This window comes from Streptomyces sp. NPDC057136 (assembly GCF_042670885.1).
Taxonomy (GTDB): domain Bacteria; phylum Actinomycetota; class Actinomycetes; order Streptomycetales; family Streptomycetaceae; genus Streptomyces.
Window position 1 is genome coordinate 35524 of record NZ_JBHUUV010000021.1, and the last position, 14283, is coordinate 49806.

The window sequence follows — 14283 nt, forward strand, 5'->3', positions numbered from 1 at the left end:
GTGGCGCTGTCCGCGGGGCTCGCACGACCTCGTACGAGATACGACAACCGGGCCACCTTACCGGTGGCCCGGCCGGGTCCACGTATGAACGACACCGGCGCGGCACTCCGCGAGACCGGGGTCACATGTCGTCGTGCAGTGCCCGCAAGCGGTCGGCGATCCGGTCCACGTCTTCGAGACTGCCCATCGCCACCTCGATGACAAGCTTGTACGCCTCGTCCTGGTCGACGTCGAGCATTTCGGTCCCGTTGAAGTCGAGAAACACGACTGTGGACATCCAGGCCATGCGCTTGTTGCCGTCCACAAGAGGATGGTTCACCGCAAGCGACTGCAACAGCGCCGCAGCCTTCTGGAACAGATCCGTGTAAGCCTCGACGCCGAACATGGCCGACTGGGGACGGTGCACCGCCGAGCTGAGCAGGCCCAGGTCGCGCACCGCGACCTGCTGCCCCTCACAGGCCAGCTCCGCAAGGTCCAGGACTTCCTGGACTGTCAGATACTTCACTTACTCCCCCAGCCGCCGCAGCAGGTCGGCGTGACCCACTGCGTACTTGGCTCCGAGCCGCTTTACCGACTCCCGATCCGCTTCGACCTCCAGATACCGGTCGATCGCCTGAAGCACTATGGCGTGCATGCTCCGGCCCTCCTCTTCGGCCCGGAGCTTCAGCGCCTCTTGCTGGTCCTCACGCATACGCAGATTCATTGCCATACCGAAACGGTACCACCAGTGGGGTCACTTCGGTACTACTTTGCGCTCCGCACCCGCGCCGCCACCCACGCCCCCGCCAGCGCCACCCCCGCCATCGGCAGGAAGACCGCCACGAACGCGCCGGGATGCGAGCCCGCGCCACCGGCCCCCGCCCCGTGTGCCGCCGCCCCCAGCGCTCCGCCGCCGAGCGCGGCGAACGCCGCCCCGCCGCCCGCGAGCAGCAGCACGTTCGAGAGACCGTCGGAGATCTGGAGGGCCGCCGAGTTGGCTCCAGCCTCCTCCGGTGCCGACAGCTTCAGCAGCAGCACGCTCGTCGATGCGATCACCATGCCCATGCCGAAGCACCCGAAGGCCCAGGCCACCGCGACGATCCAGACCGGCACGCCCTGGATCAGTACGGTGGGCGCCGCCGCGATCGACACCGCGACGAGCACCATGCCGGACACCATGAGCGGCTCGCGGTGCTTCTCCAGGCGCGGGCGCGACTGTACGTACGAGCCCAGCGCCCACGTCGCACCGCCGACGGCCAGCGACAGACCGGCCATCGTCGGGGTCAGGCCACGCTGGGTGACGAGCATCAGCGGTACGAAGGACTCGGCGGCGATGAAGGAACCGGCCGCGACCCCGCGCAGCAGCACCACCGCGGGCAGCCCGCGCGCCGCCCGTACGGTGCCGGGCGGCAGCAGCCCGCGTACGGCGGGTACCAGCAGCGCGACCCCGACGGCAGCGGGGAGAAGGGCGTACCAGTTCAGCTCCTGGCCCGCGTACTGGAGCAGACCCGCACCCACCGAGATGCCCAGCGCGAGCCGGATGCGCCGCCGGTCGAACGGCTCCGCGCCCGTCGAGCCGTCGGCGGGCCCGGCCGCCATCCGCCGGATCGCGGGCAGGGCGAGGGCCAGCGGGAAGACGATGAGCACGGGGATGCCGACGAAGACCCACCGCCACCCGAGGTGCTCGGTCACGGTGCCCGAGGCGAGCGGGCCGACGACGGAGGGGATCACCCAGCTCGCGGCGAAGGCGGCCATGATCGCCGGCCTGATCCGCTCCGGGTAGGCGCGGCCGATCACCACGTACAACGCCACGATCACCAGCCCGCCGCCGAGCCCCTGGACGGCCCGCCCGGCGATGAACATCCACATGCTTCCCGCGGTCCCTGAGAGCAGGAGCCCGGCCGCGAAGGAACTGATCCCGGCGGCGAGCGGCCCCAACGGTCCGCGCCGGTCGGCCCACTGGCCCGAGAGCACCATGGCGAAGAGGCTGGTGGTGAAGTACGCGGAGAACGCGAACGCGTACAGCGGGATGCCGTGCAGTTCGCGCGCCGCGACCGGCATCGCGGTCCCGACGGCGGTGGCCTCGAAGGCGATGAGGAGCACGACGGAGACGATGCCGATGCTGAGCGCCCGGTGAGTCCGCCCGAGTACGCCCTCGCTTTTCTCTTCGCTCTCGCTCTCGGCGACGACGGGGGTTTCGATGCGGGGCGAGACGTCGGCGTCGCGCGGTTCGAGGGCGGTCATGAGCCAAGAGTAAGGGGCAAAGATCCGTTTGAACCCTGTCGATATACGGGTCCGTCCTCGTCCGTTGGTCGTAGGTCCGCGGCCCCGGCCACGCCCCGGCCACGCCCCGGTCATGAACGGCGTATGGCAGTCGTATGGCGCGCCCGCCGGGCCCCTTGTACGCCCTGAACGACCGCCCTAACGTCGTCAGGGCAAGGAAGAAAACACACCTGACCGTGTGCCCGAGAGGCTCAGGGGCTCGACTGCAACTCGAGTTACACCGGTTCGAATCCGGTCACGGTCTCCATACGCCACCGCCCGCCCCTCACACCGAGGGGCGGGCGGTGGCGTTGCGGGACGGAGGCGACCGGCGCTCGGCACCCGGCCGCGAAGCCTTCGGACTTGATCACTGAGTAGGCTGCCCCTGTTCCGATGACGTCCAGGGGGATTTCCGTTCCATGCAGCTGCCGCACCTCGCTCCGTCCCGGCAGATCGGCCCCTACCTGGTCGTCGCACGGCTGGACCCGACGGGCCCCGGCGCCGCCGCCGTCTCCGAACAGCGCTTCATCGCCCGCACCGCGGACGGCGACCGGACCGCGCTGGTGAGCGTGCCGCTCCACGGCACCGATCCGGGCAGGTTTCTCACCGAGGCGCAGGCCGCCCGGTTCCTGCTCGGCCCGTGGGCCGCCCCCGTCACCGAGCACGCGGAGCCCGGCGCGACCGTGTGGTGCGCGCGCCCGTACGTCCCCGCACTCCCCCTCCCGACGGCCCTGGCTGTCAACGGAGGGCCGCTGCCCGAGGAGACGCTGCGCGTCCTGGGCCGCTGCCTCGCCGAGGCGCTGGCCACCGCCCATGCGGCCGGAGTGACCCACGCCGGGGTATCGCCCGCCGCCGTGCTGCTGGCCGGGGACGGCCCGCGGCTCACTTGCTTCGGCGCGGCGCGCACCATCGCCGAGGACGGCACGGCCCGGTCGGGACTCCCCGGCCTCGACCCGGGCAGTCTCCCGCCCGAGCAGGCCGCGGGCGGGCGCCCCCGGCCGCCGGGTGACATCCACGCCCTGGGCGCTGTCCTCGCGTACGCGGCCACCGGCCACACCGTCCCCGACCGGGACGAACTCCCTCTCCTGCTGCGCTCGCTCGTGTCCGCCTGTCTCTCCCGCGACCCCGCGGCCCGCCCCCGGGCGACCGATGTTCTCGAGGCACTCGCACCGCCGCTGACCGCCGCCCCGTTCGCCACCGTCCTGGAGACGGGACCCGGGGCAGGCGCGCTGCGGCTGCCCGGCCGGGTGGTCGCGGCGATCGCCCGGCAGTCCGCGGAGATCCTCGCAGCCGACGTACGACCGCCCCTCGGAGCCTGACCGATGATCAAACCCCTGCTCCACGACGACCCTTCGCACATCGGCACGTACCGGCTGGCCGCCCGGCTCGGCAGCGGCGGCATGGGCACGGTCTACCTGGCCCGCACGCCCGGCGGCGCGACCGTCGCCCTCAAGACGGTGCACGCGCACATCGCGGCCGACGCCGCGTTCCGCACCCGGTTCCGGCTGGAGGCCGACGCGGCCCGGGTGATCGGCGGCCGGCACGGCGCCCAGGTCGTCGACGCCGATCCGCTCGCGGATGTGCCCTGGATGGCTACGGAGTACGTCCTGGGCCCGCCCCTGGACGACGCGGTCGCCGTGAGCGGCCCCCTTCCCGAGGCCGCCGTACGGGCCGTGGGCGCGGCCCTGTGCGGCGCGCTCGGGCAGCTGCACCGCTCCGACGTGGTACACCGCGACCTGAAGCCGTCCAACGTCATGATCACCGCGTACGGACCGAAGGTCATCGACTTCGGCATCGCCCGCGCCCTCGGCGACGACCGCCTCACACGCGTGGGCGCGGCCGCCGGAACCCCCGCGTTCATGTCCCCGGAACAGGCCACCGGACAGGAGCACACCCCGGCCGGTGACGTGTTCGCGCTCGCCGGTGTCCTCATCTTCGCCGCCACCGGCCACGGCCCGTTCGGCAGCGGGCAGCCCGCCGATCTGCTCTACCGCGTCCGGTACGCCGACCCGGACCTGACCGGCGTTCCGGAGGCGCTGGCCCCGGTGCTCGCCCGGTGCCTGGCGAAGGACCCTGCGCTGCGCCCGGCCACCGGGGAGCTGGCCGCCGCGCTCCACGACGGGCACGGCGAGTTCGCCGACCACCTCCCCCACCCGCTCCTCTCGGAGATCGCCCGCCGCGCGGCCGAGGTCTGGCAGTTCCGCCCCGAGCGGCTCCCGGCGCCTGTCGAGCCGCCCGTCGCCGCCACCGCCGCACCGGCATCCCGGCGCGCGGGGCTGTCCCGCCGCGGGCTCCTGAGCATCGGCGGGGTGGCGGCGGCCGGGGCGGTCGCGGGCGCCGGACTGTGGCTGCGGCCCGGCCGGTCGGACGCGAAGGGCGCGGCGAAGGGCTCGCCGGGGCCGTCCGCATCCGGGGCGGGCCCGTCCGCCTCACCGGCGGCCCGGGACACGGCGGGGCCCTGGGACGTGCTGTGGACCACCGGCGAGGGGAAGGCCGACGAGGCGATGCCGCCGCTCTTCGTGGGCAAGACGATCGTCGTGACGACGGGCGGCCAGCTGCGCGGCATCGACCCGGTGGACGGCAGAGAACTCTGGATGTTCTTCCCGACGTTGTTCGAGGGCCGGGCCATCACGGACGGCTCCCAGCTCTACTGGACCGTCGGCGAGCCGACGAAGCCGTTCTCGGTCGTCACGATCGACCTGGCCACCGGCAGGCAGGACCGTACGGTGACCACGTGGAAGGCCCTGAACCTTCCGGAGGGCGCGAGCGGCGAACTCCTCTGCGCCACCGCCGACACCGTGTACCTGACGGCCGGGGACAACAGCGCGGAGACGTTCGACTGGCATCTGTACGCGGTGAACGCGCGCACAGGAAAGCTCCGCTGGCGCGTCCCCATCCAGGAGTCGGAGAAGGGCAGCGGCTACGGCGGGGCGATCGGCAAGGTCATCGGCAACCGGATCGTCGTCGCGCAGACCTTGTTCGACCTCGCGCTCAGCACGCACGACACCGGCTCGGGCAAGGAGCTGTGGCGCAGGTCCCTGGAGGCGGCGGCCGACAACAGCTCCACCCTGGCGAGCAGCGGCGCCCAGCTCGCCGACGACGGTACGCACCTCTACATCGGGACGACCGTGCTCCAGTCGATCGGGCTGTCCAACGGCGCGGTGGTCTGGGAGTTCGGCCGCGACCGCGGTCTCGGCGACACGACGGACAGCAGTGACCACTACGGGCCGCCGGTCGTACGGAACGGCGTGGTGTACGCGGCCGAGGGTGAGCGGGGCATCGTCGCCCTGGACCCGAAACGCGGCGAACTCCTCTGGGAGGTCCCGGTTCCCGAGGGCAGCGGCACCACCGCGGGGGCGCCGCCCGTCGTCGTCGGCAAGCACCTCTACTACGGGGACGAGCAGGGGCTGGGGGCGATCGAGCTGAGCAGCCACACGTACGTACGCTCGCTGCGGACGCCGATCGTCAACTTCGCGCTCGCACCCGGCAAGGACACGCTCGTCGGCAACGGCGGCGACCGCAAGGTGGAGGCCCTGCGCCTCGACGGCTGACCGGCCCCTCCCCCTCACTTCCCTCACTCCTCCGAGAAGGACCCGCCATGAAACCGCTCGGCCCAGGAGACCCGCTCCGGCTCGGCCCGTACCGTCTGCTCGGTGTGCTCGGCGAGGGCGGGATGGGCAAGGTCTACTTCGGGCAGGACGGCCACGGCCACCGGGCCGCGGTGAAGTCGCTGCGGCCCGAACTCTCCCACGACCAGCAGCTGGTGCAGCGCTTCGTCCGCGAGGCGCAGACCGCGCGGTCCGTCACCGGCAAGGGCGTGGCCCGGGTGCTGGACGCGCAGGTCGAGGGCGGGCGGCCGTGGATCGCGGCCGAGTTCCTGGCCGGCCCCGACCTGGAGCAGGCCATCGCGGCCCACGGCCCGCTCGACGCTCCGACGGTGCACGTCCTGGCCTCGGCCCTGGCCCGCGCCCTGCACGAGATCCACGGCGCCGGGATCGTGCACCGCGACCTCAAGCCGGCGAACATCGTGCTGACGTCGGACGGGCCGCGCATCATCGACTTCGGTATCGCCCGCCCGGAACACGGGCTCACCCTCACGACGACCGGCCAGATCCCCGTCACACCCGGCTACGGCGCGCCCGAGCAGGTGCTCGGGCACCGGGTGGGCCCGGCCGCCGACGTCTTCTCGCTGGGCGCCGTGCTGGTGTACGCGGCGGGCGGGCAACGCGCCTTCACGGGCGCCCATGTCGCCGCCGTGCAGTACGAAGTCGTGCACGGGCAGCCGCAGTTGTCGTACGTCCCCGAGCCGTTGCGGGCCCTCATCGCCCCCTGCCTCGCCAAGGAGCCGGGCGCGCGGCCCGGCCCGGAACAGATCGCTCTCGCGTTCGCGCCCCCGCGGCGTGCGGAGAAGGTCTGGCGGCAGGGCGGCCTGGCTCCGCTGATCGGCCGGTACGAGACCGAGGCGGCCCGCTTGATTCCGGCAGGCCCCACCGCCGCCCCGATGGATCAGACCCGGCGCAGGTTCCTCACCGCGCTCGCCACCGGCGGGGGCGTGCTCGCCGTGGGCGGCGGAACGGCCGCGTGGCGGCTCAAGGACGACTGAGGCCGGCCGGGCGGGCACGCCACCGGTCGGCCAGCAGAGGCGGCACCGCGACGCCCACGCAGAGCAGCCCGGCGGCGCACACGGCGAGCGCGAGCCAGAAGGCACCGCTGCGCCCGCTGTCCGACGCGGCGACCGCGGGTGCGCCCTGCGCCGGACCGGAGCCCGCCCCGCCGGAGGGTTCCTGCGACGCGGACGCGGAGGCCGATACGGAGGCCGACGGCCTGGGGGTGGGGGACGCGGTGCGGTAGTCGGAGATGGGGTCCCGGTCGGCCGCCCCCGGGTCGCCCGGTGTCTTGAGCGCGATGCGGGGCCGCACGATCCCGTACCCGATGTAGTCGTTGCGCACGGCCCCGCTGGTCGGGCCGCCCGCCGTGCCGACCATGACGCGCAGGACCTGGTTGGCCGTCCACGCGGGGTGCTCGGCCCAGATCAGCGCGGCGGACGCGGAGGCCAGCGCGGTGGCCACCGCGGTGCCCTTGCTCCGGCACAGTCCGGTCCCGCCCGCGCAGGCGCTGATGATGTCCTCGCCGGGAGCGCTGAGATCCACCGCGAGCCCGGCACCCGCCTTCTTGAGGCCGTTCAAGTCCTTGCCGACGGCGCTGACGCCGACGACCCCGGGCGTCGCGGCCGGGTAGCGCACCAGCGGCGCGTCGATCAGGGACTCACCGACGGCCGCGAAGATCAGCTTCCCCTTGCTGCGGGCGTAGTCCACGGCTGCGCGCACCTCATCGGTGTCGCTGGACGCTGAGAGCGACACGCTGATGATCTTCGCGTCGGAGTCGGCCGCGTATCGGAGGGCCGGGGCCAGTCCGGCGTTGACCGCGTCGTCCTGCGCGGCGGCGTTGCCGGTGCCCTGGCCGGAGGAGATCTCCAGCGGGAGCACCTTCGCCCCGGGGGCGAGCCCGAACGCGCTCTCCTGGCCGCCGGGCCCCTTGCCGGTACCGGCGATCACGGAGGCTGCGGTGGTGCCGAAGTCGTTGCGCTCACCGGCGGCTCCCTCACGGAAGTCCTTGCCCGGCAGCAGTCGGCCGGACAGCTCGGGGACCTCGCGCACCCGCGTGTCGATGAGCGCGACCGTGACACCGGCCCCGGTGCTGGTCCGCCACATCTCCTGCGCCTGCATCCGGGTGAGGTGCCACTGGTCGGAGAGCACCGTGTCCGCGTGCGCGGGCGCCGTGCCCACTCCGAGCGCGAGCAACGCCAGGACCACCGGAAGTACCGCCCGGAACAGGCCCGTTCGCACGGGGGCGAGTGCCCGCCCCCGCGCCCCCCGATCGCTCGGCAGCACAGCAATCTCCCCCTCGAAGCTTCGGAGATCACTTTAGTGGGTCCGACGATTGGGGCGGCGACGACCGGTGTGCTCAGGGTTGTCGCTGCAACCCCGAGCACGCCGGCCTCTCACGTGCGGGGTTCCAGCACGGGCTTCTCGGGCAGACCTGCGTTGTTCTCGCAGTCGAGTTCTTTCACCACGGCGAGCGCGGCGGCGTGGAGGATTTCGAGATTCGCTTCACGCGATTCACGGCTGTCCGGCGCATCGCTTTCACCCCGTCCGAAGCTTCCGAAGATCCGCAGGGGATTCCCGCTCGACCCCTTCAGTTGCGGACTCACGCACTCAAGGTAGATAGACGCACCCTGGCGCCTCACCTCGGACCTCTTCCCCATGGTGTAGAGCTCCGAGCCGTCCGCCATACGCGGGTCCGTCACGTCCTGCCGTGCGTACATGGAGAACGTGAGCCCTCCACCGTCCCCCACTCGAGCCCCCTTCGGGCGCAATTTGCATAGTTTCGCCCCGCCGGCCCAATTGCGTCCCGACGCGTGACCCTCTTTCAGTGCCTCGACGACGTTGTCGAGATCCTTGGTCCCCGACCTGAAGAACACCGTGCGCCCGGTTACGGACTCGACCTTCTTCGCCAGCGGACCAGCGAACAGTCCGTCACAGACCTCGGCGGCACCGACGAACGGGTCCTCCTCCGCCTTCTCGTCCGAACCGCATGCCACACCCCCGGCACCCATGGCCAGCACCAGCCCGGCAGCAGCAAGCACCCGCACTGCCCGCACCGATCCCCTGATTTTCATCCGTCTATGCCTCGTTCTTCCTACCTCAGCCGGTTTCCGGTGCCCTGCCCTGCTGGTTCTCGCGGTCATTTCCGGTCGAGTAACCGGACCTCATCGACTCCTTCATGTCCTGACGGAATGCGGTGTCCTCCTTGGTCGTGTGCCGCGCAAGGAACTCATCCATCGGAGCCTCGGCCATGGACTCGCCGGAACGATAGATCCTGTTCCATTCCTGCTCGGTGAGCTCTTCGGCCTTTTCCTTGCTCTTGTCCACCGAGTTGTCCGAGATATCTCCGACGACCTGGCCGATGACCTGCTCCGCAGCACCGCTGGCCGTGTCGGTGACCAAGGGAATGAGCACGGCCGCAGTACCCACCGCGGCCGTCGCCGGCAGGAATGCGACACCAGCCGCGACCCCCGCCACCGCGCCAAATTCCACCCAGCCGGCACGCTTGGCCACGGCCTTCTCGTAGTCCTCGTGGGTCTTCATGTTCTCTGCCTGGACCTGGTCGGCCCGGGACTGGTCGAGCATGCCTTGTACCTCGGCACCCACATGGACGGCCGCCCGGGCAGAACCCGTGTCGACCTTCCCGTCGGGGCCCACCTGCGCTTCGAGCACGCTCCGGGTGTAGACCTGCTCCGCCGTGGAGAGGGTGGCGTAGGCGTCCGGGTGCTGGCCGAGAGCGCTGAGGAAACCCCGCGTGACGCTCCGGCCCTCTTCGTCGTCCGCGAAGTCGATGTGTCCGTCCGGATTCTTGCCGGGGGCGAAGACGCTGTCCGTATTTCCCTTGTCCAGCGCCCAGTTGATGTCGTCGATGTATCCGGCCCCCATGGTGCCGAGGCTGTCCGCCATCCCTTCCTGCTGCTTGAGCAGCCCCGCGTCCGCACCGTACTTCTCCATGACCAACTGCATGACCGCCGCGTTGTCGGCGTCCCGCACCACGCCCGCGTCCGGGTGGCCGGCCGGATAGCCGAGGGTCGCCGACTCCAGGGCGTGCCCCAGTGCGTCCGGCATGTACTGAAGGGTCGGCGCCAGCTTGTCCGGGTCGGTGGAGTTGCTGTCGGGGAACGACTCCCACTTCTCGTTACCGAAGAAGTCGAGGTAGGTCTCGATCTTCTTGCCGTCCTTGTCCTTGCCAAGGTCTACCGAAGCTCCCGCGTTGACCGTCCCGTCCTCGTTGTACGCGGTCGGATCGTCGGCGAAGAAGTGCTTTGCGGCATCCGGGCTGTTCCCGAGCGCCTCCAGCATGGCCGTGGTCGGGTCGTAGCCGGCTCCGTTCTTCCCCGACGGGTTGAACGGGTGCTCCAGGAAGCCGTTGATCTGCTTGTTGTTGGCAAACATGAACGGGTCTTTCTGGTGCAGCTGTGCCACATGTTCGGCAATCGGGTTGAGGAACTTCGCGTCGTAGTTCCCGTACCGCATGATGCCGCCGAGCAGCTGATACCCGTACGCGCCACCGGAGTTGTCGTACTTGGAGAGCGGGATCTGCTCGGTGCCGAGCTTGCGCAGCTCCGGTCCCCACTCGGCCGAGAAGGCCTTGTCGTGCGAGGCGGTGGCCAGGTTCAGGCCGAGATTCCGCTGCAGCTCCTGGACGTCCTTGAGACGTTCCTTGTCGACCTTGCCGTAGTCGTGCGTGTCCGTCGCGAGCTGGCCGAAGAACGCGAGGGACTTCTCCGGTCCGAGCTTCTCGTAGAAGTTCTTCGAGAACTCGGGAGCCTTGCTGTTGTCGTGGAGCAGCTCGTTGAGCGCCTGGAGCTCGGTGTGCGTGATGTCGCGGCCCTTGGCAGCGAGGGCCGCAGCGCGGGCGGCTTCCTCCTGGTCCAGGTTCTGGTACTTCGGAGCGTTGAAGTCCTGGCCCTCGGTGACGTTGGCTTCCAGGGCGTTCTTGAAAGCGACGTCCGTGTCGTTGCAGTTGTCGACGATCAGGTCGATCTTCTTCTGCCAGGCTTCGAGGGACTCACGCTGCTTGCGCAGGAGTTCGCTGTAGTCCGGGTCGTGCCGCGCCGTGTTGTCCTTCTCCAGCGGATGGCGGGCCGTGACCTTGCCCTTGGCGTCGACACGGATGCCTGCCGCGGGACCGTCGACGTCCCGGACTGCCACCAGGTCGTCCTTGGCCTTCTTGATGGCGGTGTGGGCGTCCTCAAGGATGAGCTTGACGCCCTTGGCCTCGGCCGCCGCGTCCTTGAATTCCTTCGCGGTCTTGCCGATGAACGCCTTGGTGACGCCGGCGTTGGCGCCCTCCCACTCGGCCTTGTCCGCCTTGGCCTTCATCCCGTTGGTGGCGTCCTCGGCCAGCCGGTCCAGCTTGGTGACCATCTCCGACCAGTCGTCGGCGGCCGTCTTCAGCTTGGCAACCGGTGCGTCGACGATGTCCTCGTACTTCAACATGAACTGTTCCCCCGCGGATTACTTCAGATACTCGTTGAGCTTGGACACCGAGATCAGGTCGCCGCCGATCTGGACGTCGTCCTTTGCGTGGGCGGATTTCGTGTAATTGAGATGGTTCGAAATCTGCGAGCACGCGTCGAGGAGCGTCTTCAGGTGCATGTTCCACCGGTCGTGGACCTTCAACAGTCCCGAGCCGCTCTCGAAGTTCCCGTTGGTAAGCGCGATGGCCGCTTCAAAGGTCGAGGGCCGGGCATGGTCGCCCTCCTTCGAGACCCTGGTGCGCAGTTCGTATGCCTCGTGCCCGATGGCGCCCAGGTTGTCCTGATTGACCGCAAGGTCGGCAGAGGACGGGCCGCTGGGTTCCGGAGGGACGCCATTGAGTCGCATATCGACCTGTTGTGTCGATTCCGCACGAAGTGCCGCCCACTCTGCGTCGAACGTCATGCATTCCCCCGTACTCGCGTATCGGATTCCATCGGAGCCGTTGCCTCCACCCTCGATGACGCACACGCTAACGGCCCAGTTTCAGCGACTCCACTCCGGGATGTGCACCACGGGGCGCGGCACCGGTCGCGTGCGAAGATCCGGGGACCGCGCACGATCGCTGAGGAGGACCGGGAATGTTCGCGATATCCCTGGGTGACGGGGCAGAGCTGCGACCGCTGGAGCCCTGGCAGGCCGAGGAATTCCTCGCCCACATGGACCGCGGCCGCGCGTACATCGGCCGGCACGTGGGGCTCCCCGACGTCGTGCCCGACCTCGACTCCGCGCGGAACTGGCTCCGGAAGCACGCCGACAAGACCGCCGCCGACACCGGCCGGATCTACGGCATCTGGCTCGACGACCTCCTCGTCGGCGGCATCCTCCTGCCCGTCTTCGACGTCGCCGCAGGCAACTGCGAGGCCGGCTGCTGGCTCGAACCGGACGCCGCCGGGCGCGGCCTGGTCACCCGTGCGCTTCGCGTGATCATCGACTGGGCGATCCGGGAACGCGGAATGCACCGGGTGGAGTGGCTGGTGTCCCCCAAGAACACGCCCAGCATCAACGTGGCCAAGCGGCTCGGGATGACCCTCGAGGGCGTACAGCGGCAGAACGACCTCTACCGGGGCGTACGACAGGACACCGAGATCTGGTCGGTGCTCGCACCTGAGTGGCGTGCCGCGCACCCCGCCGAGCGGTAGGGCGGCATATGGAAGGCGGCCGGCCCGTGCGCTTCCGCAGGGGCCGACCGCCTTCACCGCATATGCGGCCGGTCAGGAGGCGACGGGGACCTGCTGGGCCCTGTCCTCCTTGAGGGATTCCTCCACCATCTCCCGCAGCCACGAGCACGGAGACGACCGCCGCACCGGGCTTGACGTGGGAGCCCAGCTCCCACATGAAGTCGTCGTCGACCCCGGTGTCCGTGACGGCCCCACCGGCCGCCGCGCCCACGGCGGCGCCGAGGAAGGGGGCGAGGAACAGCAGCCCGATGACGCTCCCCCACAGCGCACCACCCGCAGCGCCGGTGGCAAGGGGTGGTTGTTGGCCTGGTGCAGCTGGATCCGGCCGTCCTTCTCGCGACGCTCGACGACGACGTCCTCCAGCTCGACGAGGGCATTTCGGAACCGATGGCGACGGACGGACTCAGACGCGCGGGCCCTGCGTAGGAGGGCCGCCGTACGGGAACTGCCCTTCCGGTGCCCCCGGGGGCGGACCGTAGGCCGGGTAGGGCGGCTGACTCTGCTGGTACGGCGGTACGGCTGAAGGGGCCGCACTACGGCGGCGCGACCGGACGACCGTGACGGCCACCGTGCCGCCGATGAGGGCTGCCGCTCCGACGCCGAGGCCGACCCAGAGGGCCGCGTTGCCGCCCTCGTCGTCTGCGGCGGGGGCAGCGGCGGCCGGGGTCTCGTCGTCCGCCTCGGAGCCACCCTTGGCTTGTGACGGCTCGGCGGAGGGCTTGGCGGACTCGGCTGCGGCGAGGTCGGGGAGCGGGAACACGTCGGCGGGACCGGGGTCGCCCGGGGTCTTCAGGGCGATGCGGGGGCGGACGATGCCGTGTCCGACGGCGTCGGTGCGCTCGGCGCCATTGTGCGGAGCGCCGGCCGTATTCAACAGGACACGCAGGACCTGGTTGTTGGTCCAGTCGGGGTGCTGGGACCAGATCAGGGCGGCGGAGGCGGAGGCGATGGCGGAGGCGTCACTGGTGCCGGTGGTCTTGCAAAGACCTGTCTTCCCACCGCATGCCTGGACCATGTCGACACCTGGTGCGGCGAGATCGACCTGCGGCCCGTACTCCGAGTACTCGGCTCGCTTGCCATCCCTGTCGACGGACGCCACGCCGACCACGCCCGGAGTTCCTGCCGGATACCGCATCGGATTTCCCGCCTTGGCGTCATTTCCGACAGCAGCAAAGATCAACGATCCCTTTCGGAGGGCGTACTTCACCGCATCGCTGAGCCGCTGCGAGCCCTCGTCATTCCCCAACGAGACATTGATGACCTTGGCGCCATTGTCCGCCGCATAGCGAATGCCCGTCGTCAGGTCGTCGTTGAAATTCTTACTGCCGGTTGCCCCGTTGACCTTTCCGGTGTCGTCAGTCATGCGAATGGGAAGGATCTTCGCTCCCGGCGCGAGCCCGAAAGCACCATCGCCCCCGCCCGACTGGCCCGTACCGGCAATCAGCCCGGCCATTCCCGTTCCGTGACCGTCGTAGTCAACGTGTTCGTCGCCAGGAGAATCCAGCGCCAGGTCCTTCCCCTTGAGCACTTGGCCGAGGAGATCCGGGTTGGAAGCATCGACTCCGGAGTCGATGACTGCGACGGTGACGCTCTCCCCCGTGCTCGTCTCCCACATCTGCTCGGCCTGCATGCTGTCGAGGTGCCACTGGTCAGAACGCACCGAGTCCGCACGCGCGGGTACGGCTCCGATCAGCAGCAGCCCTACAACGGCCGAGACCACGGTTCCCGGGCGAGCAACTCCCCGGTTGGCGTTCCTGCTGATCCGCATGCGATTC

The 14283-nt window shown here is 70.3% G+C and carries 11 protein-coding genes, 1 tRNA gene and 2 pseudogenes; 5 read left to right on the forward strand and 9 right to left on the reverse strand.

The annotated features are described in order from the left end of the window. Positions 1-121: 121 nt before the first annotated feature. Genes ACFT7S_RS23860 through ACFT7S_RS23870 form a run of 3 tightly spaced genes read right to left on the reverse strand, consistent with a single transcriptional unit; the run spans position 122 to position 2223 of the window. On the reverse strand, positions 122-505 hold the full coding sequence (locus ACFT7S_RS23860) for a type II toxin-antitoxin system death-on-curing family toxin (RefSeq protein ID WP_382735106.1): 384 nt from the start codon (positions 503-505) through the stop codon (positions 122-124). Then, positions 506-703, reverse strand: a complete 198-nt coding sequence (locus tag ACFT7S_RS23865) for an Arc family DNA-binding protein (RefSeq protein WP_382735205.1) — start codon at positions 701-703, stop codon at positions 506-508. It abuts the gene before it with no gap. A gap of 41 nt (positions 704-744) precedes the next feature. Beyond that, positions 745-2223, reverse strand: coding sequence for an MFS transporter (locus tag ACFT7S_RS23870; RefSeq protein ID WP_382735108.1), 1479 nt, complete (start codon positions 2221-2223; stop codon positions 745-747). Between the two features lie 211 nt (positions 2224-2434). Here ACFT7S_RS23870 and ACFT7S_RS23875 point away from each other — a divergent pair. The 4 genes and pseudogenes from ACFT7S_RS23875 to ACFT7S_RS23890 all read left to right on the forward strand — a co-directional run. Beyond that, positions 2435-2509: transfer RNA gene (locus ACFT7S_RS23875), tRNA-Cys, on the forward strand. Positions 2510-2660: 151 nt separating this feature from the next. Continuing rightward, positions 2661-3560: a serine/threonine protein kinase gene (locus ACFT7S_RS23880; RefSeq protein WP_382735110.1), complete on the forward strand. Its 900-nt coding sequence runs from the start codon at positions 2661-2663 to the stop codon at positions 3558-3560. A 3-nt stretch (positions 3561-3563) separates the two neighbouring features. Further along, on the forward strand, positions 3564-5792 hold the full coding sequence (locus ACFT7S_RS23885; protein ID WP_382735112.1) for a PQQ-binding-like beta-propeller repeat protein: 2229 nt from the start codon (positions 3564-3566) through the stop codon (positions 5790-5792). A 47-nt stretch (positions 5793-5839) separates the two neighbouring features. Then, positions 5840-6826 (forward strand): annotated as a pseudogene (locus ACFT7S_RS23890) (serine/threonine-protein kinase); the annotation flags it as partial. Between the two features lie 4 nt (positions 6827-6830). Here ACFT7S_RS23890 and ACFT7S_RS23895 read toward each other — a convergent pair. From ACFT7S_RS23895 to ACFT7S_RS23910, 4 genes are all read right to left on the reverse strand, one after another. Continuing rightward, positions 6831-8132 carry a S8 family serine peptidase gene (locus ACFT7S_RS23895; RefSeq protein ID WP_382735113.1) on the reverse strand — a complete coding sequence of 434 codons (1302 nt, stop codon included), beginning with the start codon at positions 8130-8132 and terminating at the stop codon, positions 6831-6833. Between the two features lie 110 nt (positions 8133-8242). Next, a complete protein-coding gene (locus tag ACFT7S_RS23900; protein ID WP_382735115.1) occupies positions 8243-8920 on the reverse strand; it encodes a hypothetical protein in 678 nt (225 codons plus the stop codon). A 25-nt stretch (positions 8921-8945) separates the two neighbouring features. After that, complete coding sequence (locus ACFT7S_RS23905) at positions 8946-11288, reverse strand: hypothetical protein (RefSeq protein WP_382735117.1); 2343 nt, start codon at positions 11286-11288, stop codon at positions 8946-8948. 18 nt (positions 11289-11306) lie between these two features. Next, positions 11307-11732 (reverse strand): hypothetical protein, encoded by a 426-nt coding sequence (locus ACFT7S_RS23910; protein ID WP_382735119.1) that lies wholly within the window; start codon positions 11730-11732, stop codon positions 11307-11309. Between the two features lie 176 nt (positions 11733-11908). Between ACFT7S_RS23910 and ACFT7S_RS23915 the strand changes: the two genes are divergently transcribed. Beyond that, positions 11909-12469: a GNAT family N-acetyltransferase gene (locus ACFT7S_RS23915; protein ID WP_382735121.1), complete on the forward strand. Its 561-nt coding sequence runs from the start codon at positions 11909-11911 to the stop codon at positions 12467-12469. 196 nt (positions 12470-12665) lie between these two features. Here ACFT7S_RS23915 and ACFT7S_RS23920 read toward each other — a convergent pair. After that, positions 12666-12773 (reverse strand): annotated as a pseudogene (locus ACFT7S_RS23920) (DUF1269 domain-containing protein); the annotation flags it as partial. Positions 12774-12911: 138 nt separating this feature from the next. Further along, positions 12912-14276: a type VII secretion-associated serine protease mycosin gene (mycP, locus tag ACFT7S_RS23925; RefSeq protein WP_382735123.1), complete on the reverse strand. Its 1365-nt coding sequence runs from the start codon at positions 14274-14276 to the stop codon at positions 12912-12914. Between the last annotated feature and the right edge of the window lie 7 nt (positions 14277-14283).

Bases quoted from the DNA above. Each gene is read 5' to 3' on its own strand.
- ACFT7S_RS23865 (WP_382735205.1), bottom strand. From the start codon at position 703: ATGAATCTGCGTATGCGTGAGGACCAGCAAGAGGCGCTGAAGCTCCGG.
- ACFT7S_RS23870 (WP_382735108.1), bottom strand. From the start codon at position 2,223: ATGACCGCCCTCGAACCGCGCGACGCCGACGTCTCGCCCCGCATCGAA.
- ACFT7S_RS23880 (WP_382735110.1), top strand. From the start codon at position 2,661: ATGCAGCTGCCGCACCTCGCTCCGTCCCGGCAGATCGGCCCCTACCTG.
- ACFT7S_RS23885 (WP_382735112.1), top strand. From the start codon at position 3,564: ATGATCAAACCCCTGCTCCACGACGACCCTTCGCACATCGGCACGTAC.
- ACFT7S_RS23900 (WP_382735115.1), bottom strand. From the start codon at position 8,920: ATGAAAATCAGGGGATCGGTGCGGGCAGTGCGGGTGCTTGCTGCTGCC.
- ACFT7S_RS23905 (WP_382735117.1), bottom strand. From the start codon at position 11,288: ATGTTGAAGTACGAGGACATCGTCGACGCACCGGTTGCCAAGCTGAAG.
- ACFT7S_RS23910 (WP_382735119.1), bottom strand. From the start codon at position 11,732: ATGACGTTCGACGCAGAGTGGGCGGCACTTCGTGCGGAATCGACACAA.
- ACFT7S_RS23915 (WP_382735121.1), top strand. From the start codon at position 11,909: ATGTTCGCGATATCCCTGGGTGACGGGGCAGAGCTGCGACCGCTGGAG.
- mycP (WP_382735123.1), bottom strand. From the start codon at position 14,276: ATGCGGATCAGCAGGAACGCCAACCGGGGAGTTGCTCGCCCGGGAACC.